The organism is Candidatus Defluviilinea gracilis, from assembly GCA_016716235.1.
GTDB classification, from domain to species: domain Bacteria; phylum Chloroflexota; class Anaerolineae; order Anaerolineales; family Villigracilaceae; genus Defluviilinea; species Defluviilinea gracilis.
Genome location: JADJWS010000003.1, coordinates 108,101 through 128,960, shown reverse-complemented (window position 1 = coordinate 128,960; position 20,860 = coordinate 108,101). Strand labels below are relative to the sequence as shown.

Annotated in this window: 22 protein-coding genes; 6 read left to right on the top strand and 16 right to left on the bottom strand. The window is 53.3% G+C overall.

Annotated elements, in window-relative coordinates:
* Nucleotides 1-11: 11 nt before the first annotated feature.
* The 7 genes from IPM31_14400 to IPM31_14370 all read right to left on the bottom strand — a co-directional run bounded on the left by IPM31_14400 (nucleotide 12) and on the right by IPM31_14370 (nucleotide 5,777).
* Entirely contained in the window at nucleotides 12-1,073 is a 1,062-nt protein-coding gene (locus IPM31_14400) for a branched-chain amino acid ABC transporter permease (GenBank protein ID MBK9008170.1), read from the bottom strand.
* 66 nt (nucleotides 1,074-1,139) lie between these two features.
* Complete coding sequence (locus IPM31_14395) at nucleotides 1,140-1,403, bottom strand: SUMF1/EgtB/PvdO family nonheme iron enzyme (GenBank protein ID MBK9008169.1); 264 nt, start codon at nucleotides 1,401-1,403, stop codon at nucleotides 1,140-1,142.
* A gap of 132 nt (nucleotides 1,404-1,535) precedes the next feature.
* Nucleotides 1,536-2,774 (bottom strand): branched-chain amino acid ABC transporter substrate-binding protein, encoded by a 1,239-nt coding sequence (locus IPM31_14390; GenBank protein MBK9008168.1) that lies wholly within the window; start codon nucleotides 2,772-2,774, stop codon nucleotides 1,536-1,538.
* Nucleotides 2,775-3,019: 245 nt separating this feature from the next.
* On the bottom strand, nucleotides 3,020-3,523 hold the full coding sequence (locus tag IPM31_14385; GenBank protein MBK9008167.1) for a cyclic nucleotide-binding domain-containing protein: 504 nt from the start codon (nucleotides 3,521-3,523) through the stop codon (nucleotides 3,020-3,022).
* 64 nt (nucleotides 3,524-3,587) lie between these two features.
* Nucleotides 3,588-4,988: a peptidoglycan DD-metalloendopeptidase family protein gene (locus IPM31_14380; protein MBK9008166.1), complete on the bottom strand. Its 1,401-nt coding sequence runs from the start codon at nucleotides 4,986-4,988 to the stop codon at nucleotides 3,588-3,590.
* Nucleotides 4,981-5,355 carry a DUF192 domain-containing protein gene (locus tag IPM31_14375; GenBank protein MBK9008165.1) on the bottom strand — a complete coding sequence of 125 codons (375 nt, stop codon included), beginning with the start codon at nucleotides 5,353-5,355 and terminating at the stop codon, nucleotides 4,981-4,983. Before IPM31_14375 ends, IPM31_14380 begins: the two co-directional genes overlap by 8 nt.
* A gap of 32 nt (nucleotides 5,356-5,387) precedes the next feature.
* Nucleotides 5,388-5,777, bottom strand: coding sequence for a response regulator (locus tag IPM31_14370; GenBank protein MBK9008164.1), 390 nt, complete (start codon nucleotides 5,775-5,777; stop codon nucleotides 5,388-5,390).
* Between the two features lie 39 nt (nucleotides 5,778-5,816).
* On the opposite strand from IPM31_14370, the gene xth reads away from it, so the two are divergent.
* Together xth and ftsH are read left to right on the top strand one after the other, a co-directional pair.
* Nucleotides 5,817-6,578 carry an exodeoxyribonuclease III gene (gene xth / locus IPM31_14365; GenBank protein ID MBK9008163.1) on the top strand — a complete coding sequence of 254 codons (762 nt, stop codon included), beginning with the start codon at nucleotides 5,817-5,819 and terminating at the stop codon, nucleotides 6,576-6,578.
* A 97-nt stretch (nucleotides 6,579-6,675) separates the two neighbouring features.
* Nucleotides 6,676-8,538: an ATP-dependent zinc metalloprotease FtsH gene (gene ftsH, locus IPM31_14360; protein MBK9008162.1), complete on the top strand. Its 1,863-nt coding sequence runs from the start codon at nucleotides 6,676-6,678 to the stop codon at nucleotides 8,536-8,538.
* Nucleotides 8,539-8,647: 109 nt separating this feature from the next.
* Here ftsH and IPM31_14355 read toward each other — a convergent pair whose 3' ends face one another.
* From IPM31_14355 to IPM31_14340, 4 genes are read right to left on the bottom strand one after another with little or no spacing between them, the layout of a single operon-like run.
* Nucleotides 8,648-10,351, bottom strand: coding sequence for a long-chain fatty acid--CoA ligase (locus IPM31_14355; protein MBK9008161.1), 1,704 nt, complete (start codon nucleotides 10,349-10,351; stop codon nucleotides 8,648-8,650).
* Between the two features lie 47 nt (nucleotides 10,352-10,398).
* The gene (gene miaA, locus IPM31_14350) at nucleotides 10,399-11,325 is read right to left on the bottom strand and encodes a tRNA (adenosine(37)-N6)-dimethylallyltransferase MiaA (GenBank protein MBK9008160.1); all 927 of its coding nucleotides are present in this window, start codon (nucleotides 11,323-11,325) and stop codon (nucleotides 10,399-10,401) included.
* Nucleotides 11,326-11,356: 31 nt separating this feature from the next.
* The gene (locus IPM31_14345; protein ID MBK9008159.1) at nucleotides 11,357-11,710 is read right to left on the bottom strand and encodes a YraN family protein; all 354 of its coding nucleotides are present in this window, start codon (nucleotides 11,708-11,710) and stop codon (nucleotides 11,357-11,359) included.
* Nucleotides 11,707-12,909 carry a glycosyltransferase gene (locus IPM31_14340; GenBank protein MBK9008158.1) on the bottom strand — a complete coding sequence of 401 codons (1,203 nt, stop codon included), beginning with the start codon at nucleotides 12,907-12,909 and terminating at the stop codon, nucleotides 11,707-11,709. Before IPM31_14340 ends, IPM31_14345 begins: the two co-directional genes overlap by 4 nt.
* Before the next feature lie 217 nt (nucleotides 12,910-13,126).
* Here IPM31_14340 and IPM31_14335 point away from each other — a divergent pair, with 217 nt between their 5' ends.
* The 3 genes from IPM31_14335 (at nucleotide 13,127) to IPM31_14325 (ending at nucleotide 15,670) form a co-directional block, all read left to right on the top strand.
* Nucleotides 13,127-13,321 carry a MoaD/ThiS family protein gene (locus IPM31_14335; GenBank protein ID MBK9008157.1) on the top strand — a complete coding sequence of 65 codons (195 nt, stop codon included), beginning with the start codon at nucleotides 13,127-13,129 and terminating at the stop codon, nucleotides 13,319-13,321.
* Between the two features lie 99 nt (nucleotides 13,322-13,420).
* Nucleotides 13,421-14,359, top strand: coding sequence for an adenine nucleotide alpha hydrolase family protein (locus tag IPM31_14330; GenBank protein ID MBK9008156.1), 939 nt, complete (start codon nucleotides 13,421-13,423; stop codon nucleotides 14,357-14,359).
* 48 nt (nucleotides 14,360-14,407) lie between these two features.
* The gene (locus IPM31_14325) at nucleotides 14,408-15,670 is read left to right on the top strand and encodes a YcaQ family DNA glycosylase (protein MBK9008155.1); all 1,263 of its coding nucleotides are present in this window, start codon (nucleotides 14,408-14,410) and stop codon (nucleotides 15,668-15,670) included.
* A 79-nt stretch (nucleotides 15,671-15,749) separates the two neighbouring features.
* Here IPM31_14325 and IPM31_14320 read toward each other — a convergent pair whose 3' ends face one another.
* The 3 genes from IPM31_14320 to IPM31_14310 all read right to left on the bottom strand — a co-directional run bounded on the left by IPM31_14320 (nucleotide 15,750) and on the right by IPM31_14310 (nucleotide 16,902).
* The gene (locus IPM31_14320) at nucleotides 15,750-16,301 is read right to left on the bottom strand and encodes a hypothetical protein (GenBank protein ID MBK9008154.1); all 552 of its coding nucleotides are present in this window, start codon (nucleotides 16,299-16,301) and stop codon (nucleotides 15,750-15,752) included.
* Nucleotides 16,302-16,421: 120 nt separating this feature from the next.
* Nucleotides 16,422-16,586, bottom strand: a complete 165-nt coding sequence (locus tag IPM31_14315; protein MBK9008153.1) for a hypothetical protein — start codon at nucleotides 16,584-16,586, stop codon at nucleotides 16,422-16,424.
* Complete coding sequence (locus IPM31_14310; GenBank protein ID MBK9008152.1) at nucleotides 16,567-16,902, bottom strand: endonuclease domain-containing protein; 336 nt, start codon at nucleotides 16,900-16,902, stop codon at nucleotides 16,567-16,569. The genes IPM31_14315 and IPM31_14310 overlap by 20 nt, the downstream gene beginning before the upstream one ends.
* Nucleotides 16,903-17,424: 522 nt before the next feature.
* On the opposite strand from IPM31_14310, the gene IPM31_14305 reads away from it, so the two are divergent.
* Complete coding sequence (locus IPM31_14305; GenBank protein ID MBK9008151.1) at nucleotides 17,425-18,201, top strand: DUF998 domain-containing protein; 777 nt, start codon at nucleotides 17,425-17,427, stop codon at nucleotides 18,199-18,201.
* A 135-nt stretch (nucleotides 18,202-18,336) separates the two neighbouring features.
* On the opposite strand, the gene IPM31_14300 is transcribed toward IPM31_14305, so the two are convergent.
* Both IPM31_14300 and IPM31_14295 read right to left on the bottom strand, forming a co-directional pair.
* Nucleotides 18,337-19,677, bottom strand: a complete 1,341-nt coding sequence (locus IPM31_14300) for a glutamine synthetase (GenBank protein ID MBK9008150.1) — start codon at nucleotides 19,675-19,677, stop codon at nucleotides 18,337-18,339.
* A 184-nt stretch (nucleotides 19,678-19,861) separates the two neighbouring features.
* A complete protein-coding gene (locus IPM31_14295; protein ID MBK9008149.1) occupies nucleotides 19,862-20,788 on the bottom strand; it encodes an EamA family transporter in 927 nt (308 codons plus the stop codon).
* Nucleotides 20,789-20,860 lie beyond the last annotated feature (72 nt).

Sequence of the window (20,860 nt, the reverse complement as noted above, 5' to 3'; positions counted from 1 at the left end):
AATTCCTGCCTTTACGCCTTGGTTCGGGAAAGTCGTTCGCCCAAAATACCGCTAGGGCGGAAGAGGAGCACAAGCACCAACATCGAGAAGGCGATCACGTCTTTCAACTGGTATGGGGCGGGAACATTCAAGCCATCCAGAAAAAGGATCGGTCCAATCGATTCGAATAAGCCCAGGAATATTCCCCCAAGCATCGCGCCCGGGATATTGCCAATGCCGCCGAGCACGGCGGCAGTGAATGCCTTGATGCCGGGAATAAAGCCCATGAAAAAGTTGACCTGGCGGAATGTGATGGCGTACAAGATGCCGGCGGCGCCCGCCAATGCCGCGCCCAGCGCGAACGTCCGGACGATGATCGCATCCACATCGATGCCCATCAGCGCGGCGACATCCTTGTCTTCAGCGACGGCGCGCATTGCCTTGCCGGTTTTTGTGTATTGAACGTAGAGGAACAGCAATAACATGAGGAACGCGGCAGACAGGATAACGACGACCTGGACTTTTGTGATATTGATATCACCCCACGTAAAACTTCCCTTGAGGGTTTCGATTTCGGGATATGCCTTGAACTGGTCGCCATATAAGCCTTTGAACATATATTGCAAGACGAACGACGCTCCAATGGCTGTAATCAATGGAACCAAACGGGGCGCTCGGCGCAGAGGGCGATAGGCAATCCGTTCCACCAACACGCCGATAGCGGTCGATGTGAGCATCGCGATGGCAAACAAGATTAAAACAGCGACGAAGGTATTCGTTTCTAGAAATCCCGACTTTGCCATGGATGCGGCGGCGAAGTATGCGGTAAACGAACCAGCCATGAACACTTCGCTATGGGCAAAGTTGATCATACGCAGAATGCCGTATACCAGCGTGTACCCCAGGGCGATGAGCGCGTAGATGCTCCCCTGGGCGATGCCGAACACAACAAAATCGAGCCATTGTCTTGTTGTGTAATTTCCTTCTGCCAGCGTTTTGAACGAACCGATCACGATCAAACCGACCAACGCCGCACCGATGATACCGAGAGCAATATCCGTAAAATTGATACGGTTTAAGAATCTCTGCCTCATACGCTCTTCTCCTCAAAAAAGATGGTTACTCTTCTGGCTAATTGATGCGCAATTATAGTGCATTTGTCAAAATCTAATAGGGTTTTGCGCGCCGAAAATCGTCGGTATCATTCCCGCCTGGGGACGCCCAACGCCGGTTCGTGGAACGGATTCCCGCCGCATTGCTATCCCCATCTCCGCCGCCCATTCCCATACATTGCCTGCCAAATCTAAAACGCTGTAATCGTTGGCTCCTTGTGAAAACGATCCGACGGGCAAAGGTTCATTTATGTAGGACTTACGCAGTTGAACCTGTTGCGCCGTAGTTGCGCTGCGGCGGCGGCAGTACAACTGCCCGCCAACTGCGTAAGCCCTGATATGTTGTGATCGAGCTTCGCCCGGTAGCAGATAAACAATGAGCCGGGCGCATCGAAACGCGCCCGGCTCAAAACTACTTCTTACAGTCTACACTACCGAAAATCCTTACGGTTGCCAGATCGGTACGGAAGTGGTGAGATTTTCAGATCCATCGACCATGGCTTGCGTGATTTGATACACAGCAAGCGCTTCACCGGTGGCGCAGTCGCCGTTGGGGTCGCAGCTGAGGTTGCCGGTCAAACCGGGGAAAGCCTTGGTGGCATAGACGGCGTCACGCAGAGCCTGGCGGCCAATGTGAACGGTGCCGTCTTCATCGACAACAGCCACTTTTTCGATCGCGGCGAAGAAGATGTTCATCGCGTCGTAGGAGTGAGGACCGAAGCCGGAAGCGGGATCTTCACCGAATTTTGCCTGGTACTTGGAAAGGAACTGGGCGCCAGAATCACCGGCGACGTACGGGCTCGACAAATACATGCCAACCGAGCACGACCCGGCGGTGCCGGCAAAGCCGGAGGTAAACAAACCATCCGCGCCCATCAGAGCGGTGTTTTCGAGGCCCGAAACTTCGCACTTCTGCGAAGCGAGCAAATTGCCTTCGGGTTCGAAGATCGGGAAGTAGATGATCTCCGCGCCGCCAGCCGCGATTGTTGTCAACACGGGTTTGAAATCGGTATCGCCAACGTTCACTGCTTCCGATGATGTGATGGTGCCGCCTAATTCAGTGAATACGGTTTCGAATACCTTGCGCAGACCATCGGCGTAAGGGGAACCGTCATGAACGGTAGCGGCCTTTTTGAGACCGAGTTCATTGTAGGCAAATTCCGCCGCAATGCGACCCTGGAACAGATCGTTGTGAGCGGTGCGGAAGTAACCAGCGTGGTGATCGGGATGTTCGGGGTTGGTGAGATCGGGGTTGGTGTTGGATGAGGAACTCATCACCATGCCGGCGTCAGCAATGAGCGGCATCGCCGAGCGGGCTTCACTCGAACAGGTCGTTCCGAGGATGGCGACCACGGTCGGGTCGGAAGCGATCTTGGTGCCCGCGGCTTGACCACCTTCTGCGCTGCAGAGGGAATCTTCACCGTCGAACTGAATCGGGTGGCCGAGCAATTGGCCTCCCTTGTCATCGATCGCCAACTGGGCGCCATTGATATTGGTCACACCAAGCGAGGCGGTCGCGCCAGAGACAGACTGAATATAAGCGAAGTGAATGGGATCGCCGGGCGCGATATCGACACACCCGATCGCATCGGTACATTCAAATGCGGGGGCTTTAGGCGTGCAAGCCACGAACACCAGGCTTGAGAGCACCAACACCGAAAGCAAAACATGTAAGCGTTTCATTTTTACTTACTCCTCCGAAAATTGTAGGTATTGAAGATTGTATCCTCAGGCGGATACGACAACCAGGCGGACAACGCTCTCTTAAGATGGGTCGGCATCACCTCCTCGCAAGTGATCTTCAACGTCTGTTTAGAATAAAGCCGGAGAATTGGTTTCTCGCGGCTGTAATCACTATTCTTCTTAATTGTATTCTAATGGTAAAACAAATACGGAATCGGGTCAAGTGTGCGGGGTTGCGCCAGCGCTTAGTTTTTGTCTTGCGGTTTATACAGCAACTGTTCGCGGATTCGCAAGTCGGTGTTACGGATCTTCATGGCAAGGTCCGCAGACAGATTGTACATCAGGCGATACCCAAGTTGCGGATAGGTTTCGCACAACATGACGAGTTTGTCGCGGGGAATAATCAAGAGTCGAGTATCGTTTTGCGTGGCGCACGCGGAGGCAGATCGCAAGCCCTCGTCTACCAACGCCACTTCGCCAAACGATTGCCCGCGTCGCAGTGTGGCGATCACCTGGTTTTCGCGGCTCTCATCTTCCGCAGAGACTAACGCCGGGTCAACGAAAATATCCACCTCGCCCTGGGCGATCACATATAATTCCTTGCTGGTCGAATTTTCCTTGAAGACCAGGTCGTTCTTTTGAAAGGTGGCTTCCTGGCAAAGGTTTGCCACCAGTTCCAATTGAGTTGGCGTGAGTTGAAAAAAAATATCGCTTTGCTTCAAGAACGTGACAATGGTCGGGTTCGACATGTGCGCCTCATAAATACTCTGCGAGGTAGTGTAGCATAAACAGAAGGGGAGCGCAACGCATCTTCTACGGGTAAGCCTGATTCAACCATTCCAACGGATTCACCTGCGCGCCGTTTACCCACACCTCCCAATGCAGGTGCGGTCCCGTGACTCGGCCCGTGCCGCCGACCAAGCCGATTACCTGTCCCTGTTCGACGAAGTCTCCCACACTTACCAAGATTTCGGATTGATGCCAAAAGCCACTGTATACCCCCCAGCCGTGGTCAATGATCGTCGCGTTGCCGCGCACTGTTAATGGCGCGGCAAATACCACGCGACCCGGAGCCGGCGCGAAGATCTGGAGTCCTTCGCCGCCGGAGAAATCAAGCCCGCTGTGAAATCCCTGAATTGTCTGATCCGTTCCCGATCCGTGATAGATACGCCGAGTGCCAAAATAAGAGGTGAATTGGTCCGGGTACACGGCGGGCGCTGTGAATTGCCCGCTCCAATATCTGACAGGCGTAGTTGGAGCCACCACCGAAAGGATGGTGTTATTTTCCGGCTCTGTCGCCAACGGGTCGATCGTCGCGGGATCGACAATAAGTTCTTCTTCAAAATAATTTCCCGAGGTTACAACCACCATTTGCTCAAAGGACTGCGCGCTGCCATCCGACAGGATCGTTTGAATTTTCAGGGGATACAGACCCGGTTCCAACAGGGCATGGATGCCTTGTAGAGCCACCTGATCCCCGTCCTCGCTGAAAAATTGCAAAGGCTTATCCACAAGTATTGCCGAAACGGGGGTGTCTCCCGCGGTGCGCACGCGGATGACTTCGGTTGATCCTTGTTGAATGGGAAGAGGGGAAATGCTCGCGCTCAAAATGCCCGATGGGAGCTCGCTGGCGTTGGACGATGGCTGTCCACTGACGGTGGGCGAATACAGAACATCGCCGGGCAAAGCCGCCCACGTTCCACCCAGTTTATTGATGGATGACAGAGTCCATGAATCGCTCCCTTGTTTGATTGCCATTTCAAACAGTGACTCGGCGGGCGCCGGTGAAAGCCTCGAGGAGAAGGAGGCTTGATCGTCCTGAACCGGAAGAATTAAATTGATCCCCACATAGAGTTCGCTTGGGCTGATGAGGTGGTTCAGCCTTCTCAGGTGATCGCTCGAAACTTGCGTCCTGCGGAGGAGACTCCGCAGCGAGTCGCCGAAGGTCACCACTTCGGTTTCCAGTCTGCCGGTCAATCCCTCCAGCCCTGGAATGACGAGTTCCTGCCCGACCGCGAGACTGCCCGGGTCAACAGATGGGTTTGCTTCAATGAGATCGTTGACTGAAAGGTTAAACCTGCCCGCAATGGCAAATAACGTATCGCCGGGTTGCACAATGTAAACAGGTCCCTCGGTTTGCGCAGAAACAGGGCGAACCGATGCGATAAAAATAAAAAGCGCGGCGAATAAAATTCGCGCCAGGCGTTCAGGCATCTTTGAATTCCACAAGATCTCCAACAGCGAATTCGTCGTACCGCTGCGGATGGATTTCAAGCACATACTGTGCCGGTCGTTTGGACAAATAGGCGGGACGCCATGAGCGCGCAAGGACTTTATCCACAACTTCCATGTTCGAGTCGATCCAGACCACGGTCAAATCGAAAGCGACGAACAGCATGTGGATGGACGAATCGAGGCGGGAGTTTCGGTTGCCAACGAGAATCAGCCCCACGTCGGGCGAGAGGCGCGCGCGGAAGGTGAATCCGCGTAGTTGGGTGAGGAAGGTGTCGCAGTATGAGACGCGCGGGTGAGGAGAGTCTGCTGGCTTGGTTTTATTGAGAACGTAAATTTGGCGGGGCATGAAGATTGAAAAGATCGTCCTGGCGCGCTGGTTCACTCTTTGGGTTTGTTGAGAACTTTTTCCACACTGGTGAGTAATTCTTGGGGGCTGAACGGTTTGGCGATGTAGTCGTCCACTTTGGCGATGTGAAGCCCCAGCACGCGGTCGATGCTTTGCGCTTTCGCCGTGACCACGATGACCGGCGTCCCCTTCATTTTTTCGTCCGCTTTGATTTGCTGATATACTTCCCAGCCGTCCATTTCGGGCATCATTAAATCGAGCAAGATCAGGTCTGGAGCGTGCTCGCGGATCATCTTCAATCCCTCCATGCCGCTGATCGCTCCTTTGACATCATATCCCCTGCGGCCCAGGATCAGCCGCATCAAGTCGATCATTTCAGCTTCATCTTCAATGCACAGTATTGATTTTGCTTTTGTGTTCATCGCCAAATCTCTCAAAGAGTTTACCATAAAGCAAAGGTTATGAAGATACTCTCATGGAATGTCAATGGTTTGCGGGCGTCCCTTCGAAAAGGAGCGTTGGATTGGGTGTGGAATCAAAAGCCCGACCTGGTCTGTTTGCAAGAGATCAAGGCGCGGCCCGATCAACTGACGCCTGAGCAACGAAATTTTTCCGGCTACCACGCGGTTTGGAACCCAGCGGACAAGGCCGGTTATAGCGGGGTGGCTACTTTGATGAAGTCTCCCGCTCTCGAATCGACATTGGGAATAGGTTGGCGGCGCTTTGATGTGGAAGGACGGGTCATTTCCACCCTTCATCCTGGTTTCCGACTTTTGAATCTCTACGCTCCAAGCGGGACTCGGGGTAGGGAGCGAGTGGATTTCAAGCTGGATTTCTACGCGTCTCTTTTAAAAGTGTGCGCGCACCTGCGCAAAAGAGGGGAGTCGTTGATTCTGACCGGGGATTTCAACACGGCGCACACGTCATTGGATTTGAAGAACTCAAAATCGAACCAGAAAACCTCGGGTTTCTTGCCAGAGGAGCGGGCATGGATACAGAAATTCCTCGACCACGGATTTGTCGATATATATCGTCATCTATACCCCGATCGTATCCAATACACGTGGTGGACGAACATACTCAATGCCCGCCAGCGCGGCGTAGGCTGGCGAATCGATTATTTCCTCATTTCCCAATCCCTGATTTCTCGGGTCAAAGATGCCGTGGTCCATGATGGGATTCCAGGCTCCGACCATTGCCCGATCGAACTGGTTTTGGATTGACCGGGACATTATTAGAGTTGCATATAAAGATTCCAGCGAGGCTGTTCCCAGTCTGCCCTCGTTGGTATAATCTCGCTCGGTATTATTTGGAGGCACAGTGAATCAAAGAAGCCAATCTTTTGTGGTCACGTTTATCGTAATTGCCGCCGTGGTGGCGATGGTATTCATGATGATCCAGCGGGAGACCCCGTCTGAGAACTCGCTTACCATCAACCAACTGGCGGATGATATCAAAGCGGGAAAGATTTCCCGCGTGGTGATCGACACCGATGACCGCTTGCGGGTCATCTACCGAAACGGCGATGAAAACGGGGTTGAATCCTACAAGGAATCTAATTCGCCCCTGGTGACCCAATTGTTAGCCCTTGGGGTATCGCAGGAACAACTTGCGTCGAACAACGTTACGATCGAAGTCAAGCCGCCATCTCAATGGGCGGGGCTGTTGAGCGGCGCGCTCTACATTTTGCCGGTCGTATTCATGGCTGGCGTGTTGTGGTTCATCTTCCGTCAAGCGCAAGGCTCGAACAATGCCGCCATGTCTTTCGGCAAATCTCGCGCGCGCATGTTTAGCGGCGAGCATCCCACCGTCACATTTCAGGATGTGGCTGGCGCGGAAGAATCCAAGCAAGAGCTGGCGGAAGTGGTCGAATTCCTGAAAGAACCGCAGAAGTTCATCCAGTTAGGCGCGCGGATTCCGAAGGGCGTCCTGCTCGTTGGACCTCCGGGAACCGGCAAGACGTTGCTTGCGAAGGCAGTGTCTGGTGAGGCGGGCGTTCCGTTCTTCTCGATCTCCGGTTCCGAGTTCGTTGAAATGTTCGTTGGCGTGGGCGCGAGCCGCGTGCGCGATCTGTTCGATCAGGCGAAGCGACATTCACCCTGCATCGTCTTCGTGGACGAAATTGATGCCGTCGGTCGTCAACGTGGGGCGGGGCTGGGCGGCTCGCACGATGAGCGCGAACAAACCCTCAACCAGATGCTCGTCGAAATGGACGGGTTCGACACGGACACGAACGTCATCATCATCGCCGCGACCAACCGTCCCGATATTCTCGACCCGGCGCTTCTGCGTCCCGGTCGCTTCGACCGCCGCGTCACGCTCGACCGTCCCGATATGAAGGGACGCGAAGCGATCCTCAAGGTTCACGTCAAAGGCAAGCCGCTGGAGCCGAATGTTGATCTTGGATCAATCGCGCGGGGCACGCCCGGCTTCGTCGGCGCGGATATCGAAAACCTCGTCAACGAAGGCGCCATTCTCGCCGCCCGCCGCAACAAAAAATCCATCGGGCAACCCGAACTGGAAGAGGCGATCGAGCGCGTCGTGATGGGACCCGAGCGCAAATCGCGTTTGATCTCGGATGAAGAGAAACGCATCATCGCCTACCATGAGGCTGGTCACGCCGTCGTCGGCAACGCCATCGCCGAAGCGGACCCGGTCCAAAAAGTGACCATCGTCGGGCGCGGGCAGGCTGGCGGGGTGACATGGTTCCGCCCGGACGAAGATCGTATTCTGCACTCGCGTAAGAAGCTTCTCGCCAATTTGGCGTATGGTTTGGGCGGGCGCGTGGCGGAAGAGATTGTCTTTGACGACATCACCTCCGGCGCATCCGGCGATATCGAGCAAGTCACACGCATGGCGCGCATGATGGTCACCCGGCTTGGCATGAGCAGTGAAATGGGTCCCATTTTATACGGGCAAAAAGAGGAACTGATCTTCCTCGGGCGTGAAATTTCAGAACAGCGCGATTACTCGGAGGCTGTCGCTGAAAAGATCGATCAAGAAGTTCGCAAGATCGTAGATGAATCCTATAAACTCGCGAGGAAGTTGCTCACCAAATACCGCAAGGAATTGGATGCGGTTGCGCAAAAACTGATCGAAGCAGAATCGCTCACGCGCGACGAGTTCGAAAAGATCTTCCCGCCGCCGTTCCCCAAGAAGAGCGGCACGCCTCAGATCGCGTAAGTAAAGAACACAGGGAAACAGGTAGACACGTAAACACAAAAAGAGTCTCGCAATCGGCGAGACTCTTTTGATTCCCCATGTGTGCGTGTTTACTTGCCTGTGTGTCTACTTACTTTCCACCCTCTTTATGCTGTCTCACCAACTCGCGCCGCAGGATTTTACCAACAGTCGTCTTGGGCAACTCGCTTCGGAATTCAACATGCGTCGGCACTTTATACGGCGCGAGGCTTTGCTTGCAGAACGCGCGGAGTTCATCCTCGGTCATCGTTTCGCCGGGCTTGAGCACCACCCACGCTTTGACCGTCTCGCCGCGGTTCGGGTCGGGGATGCCCGCCACGCCAACCTCCAGCACTTTGGAATTCGACTGGATGGCTTCCTCCACCTCGCGGGGCCACACCTGGAAACCGCCCGGCTTGATGAGTTCCTTTTTGCGGTCAACGATGAAGAAATAGCCGTCCTCATCCATGCGGACGATATCGCCGGTGTACAACCAAACTTTCCCGGTCTTATCGGCGCGCAGTGAGTTGGCTGTTTCGGTGGGCATGTTGTGATAGCCCTTCATCACCTGGGGTCCATGTAAGAGTAGTTCGCCAATCTCACCCTGCGGAAGATCCGTCTCGCCATCGTCGAGGCTCACCACGCGGCATTCCATGTTCGGCAAAGGCATCCCGATCGAGCCGGTCTTGTTTTCGCCGAGCAGGGGATTGCAATGCGACGCAGTCGGCGCTTCCGAGAGTCCGTAGCCTTCGAATACTTTTCCGCCGGTCAATTTTTCGAATTGGTCTTTCGTCTCGCGTAACAACGCGGCAGAACCCGAGACGCAAGCCTTGATGGATGAAAGATCATATTTGCCAGCCTTCACATCGGGGTGATTGTTGATGCCGTTATATAACGCCGGCACGCCGGGGAAAATGGTTGCCTTGAATTTTTGGATGTTATCCAACACGTCTTTGAGATCGCGCGGATTGGGGACCATCACCATCGTCGCGCCGGTAGACATGGCGAAGTTCATTCCCGCCACCATGCCATACACATGGAAGAGCGGAATGCCCATCAACACGATCTCTTTCCCCGCCTCAAGTCCGGTCATCCACGAACCGATCTGCAACGTGTTGGCGACAATGTTGCGATGCAACGCCACCGCAGCCTTGGAAACGCCGGTCGTCCCGCCCGAATATTGGAACAATGCCGTATCGTCGGGACCAACTTGCGCGTTGGGGCGAGCCGCAGAACTGTATTTGGCGAGCAAGTCTTGCATCCACACATCGCCTGCGGGCAGGTTCTTGTCAATATGGAATCCGCCTTTCTTTTCGCGCAACAACGTGAACAGCAGGCGCAAGACAGGCGGTAGAGTCTCTTTTAGATTCGTCACGATCACTTTTTTGATCTTCGTGTTGGGCTGAGCCTTTTTGATCGTGTTATAAAAATTCGTCATCACGAACATCACTTCGATGCCCGCGTCGTTTGCCTGATGTTCGATCTCGTGCGGCGTATACAACGGGTTCGTGGCAACCACCACGCCGCCCGCCTTGAGAATACCGTAATACGCCATCACAAATTGCGGCGTGTTCGGCATGAAGATGCCCACGCGGTCGCCTTTCTTCACGCCCATATCCACCAGCGCGGCGGCAATGCGGTCGGAGAGTTCGTTCATCTCCTGATAAGTAATAACCGCGCCCTTAAAGATCGTGCAGGCGCGGTTCGGATATTTTCGCGCCGATTCATCCAAAAAATGGAACAACGGCGCTTGAGGAATATCAATGTTATGCGGAACCCCTTTGTCGTAATGAGCAAGCCACGGTTTATCGTTCATGATGCCTCTCCTTTACTGCGGGATACTCCGAGTATATCAACGAAAAATTAAAAGTCAACCACCCGCCGGATGTTTTTCTCGATCTCATCCGCGATTCCATCTTCGACTCGGAACCACAAAATATTCGGATCGGACTCTTTGAACCAATTCGCTTGTCTGCGGATGAAAACCCGCGTCGCGCGACGGGTGAGCTGTTTCGCCTCCTCGACCGTGATTTGCCCTTCGAGCGCTTGCGCGCCTTCGCGATACCCGATCGCAGACATCGTCGGCAGGGAGGGGGAGTAACCGCGCGCGATCAAACTCTGCACTTCATCCATCAACCCGTTTGTATACATCGTGTCGATACGTTCATCCACGCGCCGATACAACTCCTCGCGCGGACGAGTCAACCCGATCGTAACTAAATGATACGGTGATTCGCCTTGCCCGCGTTGCTCCGAAAATTTCTTGCCCGTTGTCATGATCACTTCCAACGCGCGAATGGTGCGGCGAAAATTTCGCGGGTCGATCTTCTCGGCGGCGGCAGGGTCGAGGGCTTTGAGTTTGTCGTGTAGCCAATTTACGCCCTTTGCTTCCTTTTCGCTTTCTAATTCTTTCCTCAACTCTTCATTCGGCTTCACCTCCGGCGGACTCCACCCTTGAGTCACCGCGCGGATAAATTGTCCCGTACCGCCGACGAGAAACGGCAATTTCTTTCGCGTATGAATTTCAGCAATCGCCTCGGTCGCTTTTTGTTGAAATACTGCGAGACTCAAAATTTCATTCGGGTTTGCAATATCGATCAAATGATGCGGCACACGCGCTTGCTCTTCGCGTGAAGGTTTTGCTGTGCCAATGTCCATGCCGCGATAAAAGAGACGCGAATCCGCTGAGACGATCTCGCCGTTGAGCCGTTCGGCAAGTTGAATCGCAACTTCCGTTTTACCAACCGCCGTCGGCCCGACGATGAGGAGGAGGGGAGGTTTAGACCTCACAGGTCTTTGAAGACCTGTGAGGTCTTTTTGATTAGGAGATCGCATGTTCAAAATAAGTGATCTTCGGCGTTGACCCGGGCTTGCCCTCAATTGAGATCACGTCAATTTGCCAATCGTCAATTTCATGTTCAGCCGCGTAATGTTCCGCGGCAGAGACCATGTGCTGGCGTTTTCGCGCCGTGATGGATTCTTCGGGCAAGCCCATCTTGTTTGAGGTGCGGGTCTTGACCTCAACGAAAAAAATGATGCCGCTTTGTTTTGCGACGATGTCAACCTCACCGTAGGGAGTCCGCGCGTTGCGGGCGATGATTTCATATCCGCGCGCGGTAAGATATTCGGCGGCAACTTCTTCGCCCCATTTGCCAATCCGCTGGTTGTGATTCATTTGAGGAATTCCTTCAACACAGAACGCAATCTGACCTCGATGCTCGGCTTGACGGGCTTTGTGTTGGACGTTAATCGGTTGTAATGACCGAGCATGATCTTGGTCGTATTCTCGATGGAGAATTGATGCGATGCCTGCCGCGCCGCAATTCCCATTTTCTTTTGCAGGTCTCTGTTGAGGCAGAGCGTTGTCAGTTTGGCGGTGTAGGAGGCGAGGTCGCCTGCCGAGAGCAGACCAGTTTCCCCGTCCGCGATGGAATCGCTGATGCCCGGCGAGTCGATGCCGACGATGGGGAGTCCAGATGCCATGCCTTCGATCACCGAGAACGGATGGACTTCGGTCACAGACGCGGTGGCGAAGATGTCGCACATCGCCAGATACGACGGGAGTTTTGCGTAGGGAATCGCGCCGGTGAATTTCACGCGGTCGCAGATGCCGAGTTCGTCGGCGAACTCTTTGATGCCTTCCTCGTGTTCTTTTTGCCCGCCGCCGACGACGAGTAATTTCGTGTTGGGGACGGCGCGCGAAACGCCCGCGAACGATTGCAAGAGGAGTTCGAGATTTTTTTCGGGGGCGATGCGTCCCATGTAAACGATGAGAATATCTTCGCTGTTGAAACCGAATTCATCGCGCGTGAGCGGTTGCGCGGATAAAAACGGATGCAGGTCTGCGCCGTTCGGCACAACCTCGATGTGACAGGTGACGCCGTATTGCCGCAGGATTTTTTCCATGCCGCGCGAGGGAGAGATGACGAGGTCCATGTTGTCGCAAAACGTGGGCATGTATGCCTGCAACATGCTCATGCTGACCTCGGCAGGCATGAGCGGGAGGCGGGTCTGCGCGTACAGGTCGTAGCGCGTGTGATTTGTGAAGAGAACGGGGATGTTGCGTTTGCGGCTGTAGATGTGCGCTAGCCGTCCGCTCATGAAGGGATGATGCACGTGGATAATGTCCATCGTCTGGATGATCTGTTGCGCCTCGGTGCTGTGCCGGAGGGAGAGATAAAAGCCGGTATCCGAGAGCGGCACGCCGGGACTGCGAATGACGCGCGGCTCGTCGTCTTTGTGTTCGAGGTCGCCGAAGGTGAAGACGTACACTTCATGCCCGAGGTTTTCGAGGGCGCGTTTATTTGTGTCCACGTAACTCGTCACGCCGCTGACGTAGGGTTTGTAGGCGTCTGTCATCATTCCGATTCGCATGGGCTAATCGTACAGGGAAGAGGGGGGAGAGTCAAGGCAAGGATGAATTATGAAGGATGAAGGATGAAGGGTGAAGGATGAAGGATGAAACATGAATGATGAGTTATGAGGGATGAAGGTAGGGCGAATGCGTGGAATGTAGAAAGTGGAAAGTGGAAAGTGGAAGGATGAATTTGGTGAGGTGTAGAAAGAGAAGTAGGCGTGTTAGAATGGCGGCATGACAGCGAAATTGATTTTGCGAGATAAAGAATATGAAGTCAAACATGGCATGATGCTGCTCGACGCGTTGAAGAAGTGTGGCGTTGTGCCTGAGTCGGTGATCGCCACGCGCGAAGGCGAGATGATCCTCGACGATGAGATTCTCAAAGAGGGCGACGAGGTGAAATTGGTCGCGGTGATTTCGGGAGGCTGATTTTTTACCACGAAGGACACAGCGGTCACGAAGGATTCTCTGTGAAGAACGAGAAAACCTTTGTGTACTTCGTGTCCTTTGTGTTTGAAAAGAGTTTCTATGAAATGTAAAAAATGCGGAGAGAAAGCCTCGGTCAACATGCGCCAGCACAAACTGGCGTTGTGCAAGGATCATTACCTCGAATGGATCCCCGAACAGACCGAGCGCTTCATCAAAAAATATGAGATGTTCGCGCGGCATGAAAAAATTCTTGTCGCGGTTTCGGGCGGCAAAGATTCGCTGGGGTTGTGGGATATTCTCGCGCGGCTCGGCTATCAAGCCGATGGGTTGTATCTCGGTTTAGGAATCAATGGCGGGATAAATTATTCGGGCGAGTCCCAACGGCTCGCCGAAAAATTTGCGAACGAAAACGATTTGAAACTCCACGTCGTTGACATTGAAAAAGAATATGGGCAACCCATCCCAGTCCTTTCTGAAATTTCGCATCGCGGATACGGCAAGCCTTGCGCGGTGTGCGGACTGGCGAAACGTCACGAAATGAATCGCATCGCCCGCGATCTCGGCTACGACGTGCTGGCAACCGGTCACAATTTGGATGACGAAGCCGCGGTGTTATTTGGCAACACGCTTTCATGGTCGGCGGATTTTCTTTTGCGACAAAGCCCGGTTCTTGCTTCGACGGGCGGCTTGGCTCGCAAAGTGAAGCCTCTCTGCCGCTTCTACGAACGCGAGATGACGGCGTATTGCCTTGCGCGGGGCATCGAATACATCTACGAGGAATGTCCGTTCGCGGAGGGATCGCAGTCCATTTACTACAAGGAACTGCTCAACAAACTCGAAACGGATCGCCCCGGCGCCAAGTTGACGTTTTACCTGCGATTCCTCGAAGCGCGCAAAAGTGGACAACTATTTGTGGAAAAAGATTCCAAGCAGGCGCATCTGCATCCGTGTGTGAAGTGCGGACAACCCACGTCCGCGCCGGAGTTGTGTTCATTTTGTCGGACGATCGAGAAGGCGAGGGAAGTAGCGCCGACTTAAGTCGGCGTTACTTTTATAGAATATATGTGCTAGAATGGGCGGAAATTTATGGAACCGATCAACATCTCCCAACAAACAGCGCGGCGATTCGTCCTCGGCAGGCAGGGATTGTGGCCCGGGCGTCGGTGGCGCGGCAAGAAAGGGACAGCCGATGCGATCAACGTGTGCGAGGCGGTGCAACTCGATCCGTTGAATGTCATCGCGCGAAGTCAGGATATTGTCTTGCACAGCCGTGTGTTGGAGTACAAGCCTGACCATCTTTACGACGTTGCCTACAAACAGCGCAAGTTTTTTGATTACGGCGGCTGGCTGGCAATGTATCCGATGAGCGACTTGCCGTATTGGCGCGCGCACATGAACAGGCGGAGTCACGACAAGCGCATCGAAGGCTTTGTGCTGAACCACAAGAAATTGTTCAATGATGTGCGCTCTGAATTGCGGAAGCGCGGTCCGTTGGGGAACCGAGATTTTGAGGGCAATCGAATTGGTTTGTGGAATTATCGCGGACGCAAAGATACGGCGTTGGCTCTGTTCGATATGTGGCTTTCAGGCGAACTGATGATGCACCATCGCGATGGGTTCAGCCGCGTGTATGACTTCCGCGAGAATATTGCGCCGAAGGAATTCGATTATGTCGCGACGGAAAAAGAAGCGGAAGAATTCTTTGCGCGGAAAGCGGTCGCGTTTTATGGATTGAAGCGTGAAAGCACAATGCGTGGCGAGTTGAATTATCACATCCATCGCGACTATTCCAAAACGGAGATGACGAAATTGCTCGAAGGGTGGAAAGAGTCGGGGATGGCGAGGCAGGTTCAAATCGAGGGCGGACGCGATACGTATCTCGTTTTGGGCGAGGATGTCGCGGCGTTGGAGTCGCTTGAGAAGGGTCGAGTCCCCAAAGGTTGGAATCCAAAAGAAACAAACACGCTGGAGGAAGTCACGTTTCTCGCGCCGTTGGATATCGTCAGCGCGCGCGGACGGGCGAAGAAGTTGTTCGATTTTGAGTACACGTGGGAGGTGTACACGCCCGCGCACAAACGCCGCTGGGGATATTATGTCCTGCCGATTTTATACGGCGATGATCTGGTGGCGCGGCTCGACCCGAAGTTGGACCGCGCGACGATGACGCTGGAGATCAGAGGTTTTTGGCACGAAGATGACGCGCCCGTGAAGGATGCCGATTTTGCGAACGCGCTTGCAAAGGGATTGATGCGCTTCGCGAAGTTCGTGGAGGCGAAGAAGGTGGATGTGAGCGCGATCAAGCCTGTGGGGTTGAGGAGGGAGGTGAAGAGGGTGATAGGGATGGAGTGATTAGTTATCAGTTATCAGTGAGCAGTGGAGTGTAACCGCATGATTTATTTCTATGGCTCGTTGACCTTCGTTGTTCTGTTCACAGATTTTCTCCTAGCAATTTTTCTAACTCATCAACAGTTTCTTGAATAAAGTCACCATAGCCCCAGCCAATATCAGAGTTTTTCCTTATCGCCATTAAACGCGGTCTGAATTGTTCATATAACTCGTATTTGGCGGGACTTCGGCGCAGTTCGATTGCAAAGTGTTCCAGCATGTTGATGAGCTTATCGTAAAATGGTTCGTCAATGTCGCCGAAATCCAGCGTAAATTCGTGCCCACGTTCCAAGTAGGTAAGCATTAGATCAAGCGCGCCCCGCAAATCACTTGTGGATTTGCGATACTCGCTAATGACTTTCTTCGCCTCCCGAAACCGCGGCATGGATGGCATTCCTTTGGTTTCCTTGTACACGTAATTGGCAACTTTGCGGCGACAATCTTCGAGATATTTTGTATCTTGCGCTACTGGCAAAAGTTTTGCCCGCAGCCAGGCTTTGTTCTGTGGAGACAAATCGTGCAAGCCTTTTACCAGCTTGGCGATATCCCCTACAGAAAGTTCTTTCAAGCGCTTGTCAATTTCTATCCACGACATCGCGGTTCTCCTTCAACGCATTATCCTTCGCACCCAAAGACCCTCCACGAATGGGTCACGAATAAACGAATCTCGCGTTGTCCATTCGCACATTCGTGAATAATTTGTGGACAGTACTTTTCACGCAAAAGTCTCCGCCAGCAGACTTTCAAAAAGATTCTCCGCTTGTCTTTCGCTCTCGGCTTGACGGGCGCGCATTCCCTCCACCCGCGCCACCATGCCCGCAAACTCCTCTTGTTTGCTAAACAGGGAGATGATACGGAACTCAACCTTCCTTATTTCCATCTTTCACCGCGTGCATGATGGCGAGTATAACGCTGTCCAAATTTTTCATCACATCGTTATTCCAAAAGCGGATGACCTTGTAACCCTCAGATTCCAAATATTTCGTCCTGTCATCATCATATTCTTGTTGTTCCAAATGCTGACTGCCATCCAGTTCAAGGATGAGTTTCTTTTCGATGCAGACGAAATCAGGGACAAAGTTGCCAATGGCGTGTTTCCTGCGAAAGTTGACTCCCAACTGGTCGTTGCGAATCTTTGACCACAGTTTACGCTCGGCAGGAGTTGGGGTTTTGCGGAGTTTTCCCGCAAAGTTCATGGTTTTTGGGTTGCTTCGTTTTTTACGCGGCATTTCGCCCCTCCCCTACCCTCCCCAAATGCGACGAAGAGCACGTCGAATTTGGGGAGGGGGAAGTTTAATGTTGGGTATAAAAAAGAATGTTCATTCGTACGTCACATTCTCTCGTCCAAATGCGACGGAAATCACGTCGAATTTAGGGAGGGGGAAATTTGATGTTGGGTATTTATGAGAATATTCATTCCAAATTTCCGTTCCCCTTCCCCCAAATCCGACGAGAGGCACTTTGAATCCGCATACAGAATTTTGTCGTCGTATTTGGGGGAAGGACGGGATGGGGGTCACAACTCTCCCTTGAGCGCTTTATCAAATACGTTTGGCAACAGCGCATCTCCTACCTCCTGCGTTTCAAACCGTAGTTCCAATGCGCTCGCTTTTGTAAGCATATATCGAAATTCTTTCCCGCGCAAGGCGGGATTTGCCAGTTGTAATCGCCCTCCAATCGTTGTATAGTGAGACCGTCACACAGAGAGGAGACAACCCATGGCTGGTAAATCAAAAATCCGCAAAAAGGCTTATTCTCGAAAAGCGAAGTCCGCTGAACCCGTCTTGACCCAGAGTCAACTCAGTGAGATTCAAAATGAGTTGGTGCTTCCCTACAAAGAATTGAGAGTGACAGTCGGCTTGTTGGGCATGCTCATGCCGTTAATCCTGTATTTGGGCGGACGGGTGATCTTTGGGAAGGTGTTGCAGGAGTCGATCAGCGCGTACTATCACACGGGGATGCGGGATGTGATGGTGGGGATTTTGTTCTCCCTCGGCGTGTTCTTGTTTTCGTATAAAGGATACGGGCGCGCCGACGATATCGCTGGTAACTTTGCGTGTTTCTTCGCCATCGGGACTGCGTTATTCCCAACCTTGCGAAGCGGCGAGACCGGGGAGGTCTATAAACTAATCAGCATCGCGCATCATATCTTCGCGGCGTCGTTCCTGTTGACGCTCACATACTTTTGTCTCGTGCTGTTCACGAAGTCCAAGCACAAGCCCAACGATATGTCGAACATGAAGAAACTGAGGAATAAAATTTATCGGATCTGCGGCGGCGTGATGCTGCTTTCGATTCTATTAATCGCTGTGTACTTTGCCGCGTTCGGCGCGGAGGGGCGATTCTTCGGCATCACCAATCCGATCTTTTGGTTCGAAACACTCGCCATCTTCGCATTTGGTTTTTCGTGGTTTGTGAAAAGCGAAGTGATCCTGAAAGACGAAGAGGACGATATGCCGTCTGTAGAGTGGAAGCCTCAACTCATTGGCGGGTAAAATCATCGCGCCACTTCTTAATGCATGAAACAAACCCTCCGAAGGACAAAGTCCCTCGGAGGGTAGTCTCCAGTCTCTAGCCCCCAATTCTCTAATTCTCCAATCTCCAATTACCAATTACTACTTACCACGCACTCACGCCGTCTCCAAATACCTCTCGATCTCATAATCCGAAACTCGCAAGCGGAAATCGTCCCATTCCGCCCATTTCGCGCGGGAGAAGGCTTCGTATGCCAATTCACCCAACGCGGACTTGATAACTTCGTCGTTCTCGAGTTCGGTCAACGCTTCGGCGAGCGAGCCGGGCAATTCAGTCACGCCCAACTTCGCGCGGTCTTCTTTGTCGAGGTGATACAAGTTGATGTTGTTGAGCGGCTTCGGCGCGGTCATGTTCTTTTCGATCCCGTCCAACGCGGCGGCGAGCATGACCGTGAACGCGAGATACGGATTCGCGGATGGGTCGGGGAATCGCAACTCGGCGCGGACGGCTTTATCGCGTCCTTCGGTGTAGCGCGGGATGCGGATCAACGCCGAACGATTTTGTTGCGCCCAGCCAATGTAGACCGGCGCTTCGTAACCGGGGACGAGTCGCTTGTACGAGTTGACCGTCGGCGCGACGACGGCGGCTAATGCCCGGGCGTGCGCCAACTGTCCAGCGATGAATCCATACGCAAGTTTGGAAAGATGCGCTTCGTCATTTTTGTCGAAGAACAGATTCGTTCCCGTCTTGTTATCGAAAAGACTTTGATGACAGTGCATCCCCGACCCGTTGATGCCGAAGACGGGCTTGGGCATAAATGAAGCGGTGAGTCCGTGTTGCGCGGCGATGGCTTTGACAGTGTACTTCAACGTCAGCACATTGTCGGCGGTCTTGAGCGCGTCGGCAAAGCGGAAATCAATTTCGTGTTGACCGAGCGCAACTTCGTGATGACCAACTTCCACGTCGAGTCCCATCGCGTCGAGCGCGCTCATCAGGTCGGTGCGCACGACGACGGCTTCATCGAATGACGAGAAGTCGAAGTAGCCGCCCGCGTCGTGCGGAACGGGATGCACGCCATGTCCGTTCGTCCCCTTGAAGAGGAAGAACTCTGGCTCGGGTCCGAGATTATATGTCCAGCCTTTATCTTCGATGCGCTTCAACTGTCGCTTCAATGTGCCGCGCGGATCGCCCTCAAAGGGATCGCCGTTCGGCATGTGGATATCGCAGAACACGCGCGCGCGTTTTGAGTCCGCCGCCGACCACGGCAACACCGCGTACGTGTCGGGGTCGATCAACAGGCGCATGTCGCTTTCTTGAATGCGCGCAAAGCCCTCGACGGATGAACCGTCGAACCATGCGCCGTCTTTCAGCACATCTTCAAGATGACGAACGGGCATGTCCACGCTTTTCACAGCGCCCGTCACATCCGAAAATTGTAGTGAAAGAAACTTTACACCATCTTCTTTTACTTTCTTGACCAAATCCTTGCCGTCCATTTTTTCTCCTTTTTCTTATGTCGTTGCGAGGCGAAGCCGAAGCAATCTCCTCGTGATTGAGTAATAGATTTTTCTTAATACACTGAAAACATACTGGACGCTGATTCACGCTGAGAAACGCAGATTTTCTTTTTGATCAGCGCAGTCAGCGTTTATCTGCGTCCCAATAATGTCGATTGGAAATTTATTCTCCGCTCGGCGCGGACTGCAACGGTTTTTTCTTGACTTTGACCTGCCTCGCCCAATTGATGAAGATCACCGACCCGATGATGATTCCTGCCGCGGCGAGAGTGCGCGACGTAAGCGGCTCACTGGCAAACCAGGCGCCGAGCAACACCGCCACCAACGGGTTGACATACGCGTATGTTGCGACGAGCGAGATCGGCGCGTTTTGCAACAACCAAATGTACGCGACAAACCCAACCATCGAACCAAACGTGATGAGATAGATCAGCCCTAGCCATGATTCGGTCGAAACTTGCGCGATGTTGAATCTGCTCCACTCGCCGAGCGCAAGGCTCACTAAAAATAGCGGAACGCTTCCCGCGAGCATTTCCGCGCCTGTCGTCATCAACGCAGACTTGGGGATGTCTGCGCTTCGGCTGTAAATGGAACCGAGCGCCCAGAGAAACGCCGCGGCGATCACGGCAACCGTGCCGATCGTATCGAATTGAAGCTTGCCCGTTGATGCCGACGGACCAATTAATAGGTAAATACCGCTAAAGCCAACGATCAACCCGACAATGATCAGCCACGTGGGTTTGACCCCGTTCGGGCGCAGGGATTCGATCAACACCAGCCACATCGGGGTCGTGCCGACGATCAACGCCGCGACGCCTGATGCGATGCGTTGTTCTGCGAACGAGACAAGCCCGTTGCCGCCGAGTAGTAGCAATGTGCCGATGATCGCCACCGATTTCCATTGCACGCGCGTCGGCACGGCATCTCCCGCCGCGCGCCGCCAGAGGACGAGGATCAGCCCTGAGATGAGGAACCGCAACCCCGCATGAAAGAACGGCGGGATCGTTTCCACTGCGAATCGAATCGCAAGATAAGTTGAACCCCACACAATGTACAACGCGAGCAAAGCAATCCATATTTTTGTTTTCATTTATTCCTTTGTAGCCACATATCGTCCCGATGTCCTTCGGGAGAGCCACAGAGAACACTGAGAAAACCTTTT

What these genes read in the sequence shown, in the direction of transcription:
- IPM31_14330 (MBK9008156.1), top strand. Translation starts at nt 13,421, where the DNA reads ATGAAATGTAAAAAATGCGGAGAGAAAGCCTCGGTCAACATGCGCCAG.
- IPM31_14335 (MBK9008157.1), top strand. Translation starts at nt 13,127, where the DNA reads ATGACAGCGAAATTGATTTTGCGAGATAAAGAATATGAAGTCAAACAT.
- IPM31_14295 (MBK9008149.1), bottom strand. Translation starts at nt 20,788, where the DNA reads ATGAAAACAAAAATATGGATTGCTTTGCTCGCGTTGTACATTGTGTGG.
- IPM31_14375 (MBK9008165.1), bottom strand. Translation starts at nt 5,355, where the DNA reads ATGCCCCGCCAAATTTACGTTCTCAATAAAACCAAGCCAGCAGACTCT.
- IPM31_14325 (MBK9008155.1), top strand. Translation starts at nt 14,408, where the DNA reads ATGGAACCGATCAACATCTCCCAACAAACAGCGCGGCGATTCGTCCTC.
- IPM31_14300 (MBK9008150.1), bottom strand. Translation starts at nt 19,677, where the DNA reads ATGGACGGCAAGGATTTGGTCAAGAAAGTAAAAGAAGATGGTGTAAAG.
- IPM31_14305 (MBK9008151.1), top strand. Translation starts at nt 17,425, where the DNA reads ATGGCTGGTAAATCAAAAATCCGCAAAAAGGCTTATTCTCGAAAAGCG.
- IPM31_14380 (MBK9008166.1), bottom strand. Translation starts at nt 4,988, where the DNA reads ATGCCTGAACGCCTGGCGCGAATTTTATTCGCCGCGCTTTTTATTTTT.
- IPM31_14320 (MBK9008154.1), bottom strand. Translation starts at nt 16,301, where the DNA reads ATGTCGTGGATAGAAATTGACAAGCGCTTGAAAGAACTTTCTGTAGGG.
- IPM31_14310 (MBK9008152.1), bottom strand. Translation starts at nt 16,902, where the DNA reads ATGAACTTTGCGGGAAAACTCCGCAAAACCCCAACTCCTGCCGAGCGT.
- xth (MBK9008163.1), top strand. Translation starts at nt 5,817, where the DNA reads ATGAAGATACTCTCATGGAATGTCAATGGTTTGCGGGCGTCCCTTCGA.
- IPM31_14355 (MBK9008161.1), bottom strand. Translation starts at nt 10,351, where the DNA reads ATGAACGATAAACCGTGGCTTGCTCATTACGACAAAGGGGTTCCGCAT.
- IPM31_14345 (MBK9008159.1), bottom strand. Translation starts at nt 11,710, where the DNA reads ATGAATCACAACCAGCGGATTGGCAAATGGGGCGAAGAAGTTGCCGCC.
- IPM31_14400 (MBK9008170.1), bottom strand. Translation starts at nt 1,073, where the DNA reads ATGAGGCAGAGATTCTTAAACCGTATCAATTTTACGGATATTGCTCTC.
- IPM31_14390 (MBK9008168.1), bottom strand. Translation starts at nt 2,774, where the DNA reads ATGAAACGCTTACATGTTTTGCTTTCGGTGTTGGTGCTCTCAAGCCTG.
- IPM31_14370 (MBK9008164.1), bottom strand. Translation starts at nt 5,777, where the DNA reads ATGAACACAAAAGCAAAATCAATACTGTGCATTGAAGATGAAGCTGAA.
- IPM31_14340 (MBK9008158.1), bottom strand. Translation starts at nt 12,909, where the DNA reads ATGCGAATCGGAATGATGACAGACGCCTACAAACCCTACGTCAGCGGC.
- IPM31_14315 (MBK9008153.1), bottom strand. Translation starts at nt 16,586, where the DNA reads ATGGAAATAAGGAAGGTTGAGTTCCGTATCATCTCCCTGTTTAGCAAA.
- IPM31_14385 (MBK9008167.1), bottom strand. Translation starts at nt 3,523, where the DNA reads ATGTCGAACCCGACCATTGTCACGTTCTTGAAGCAAAGCGATATTTTT.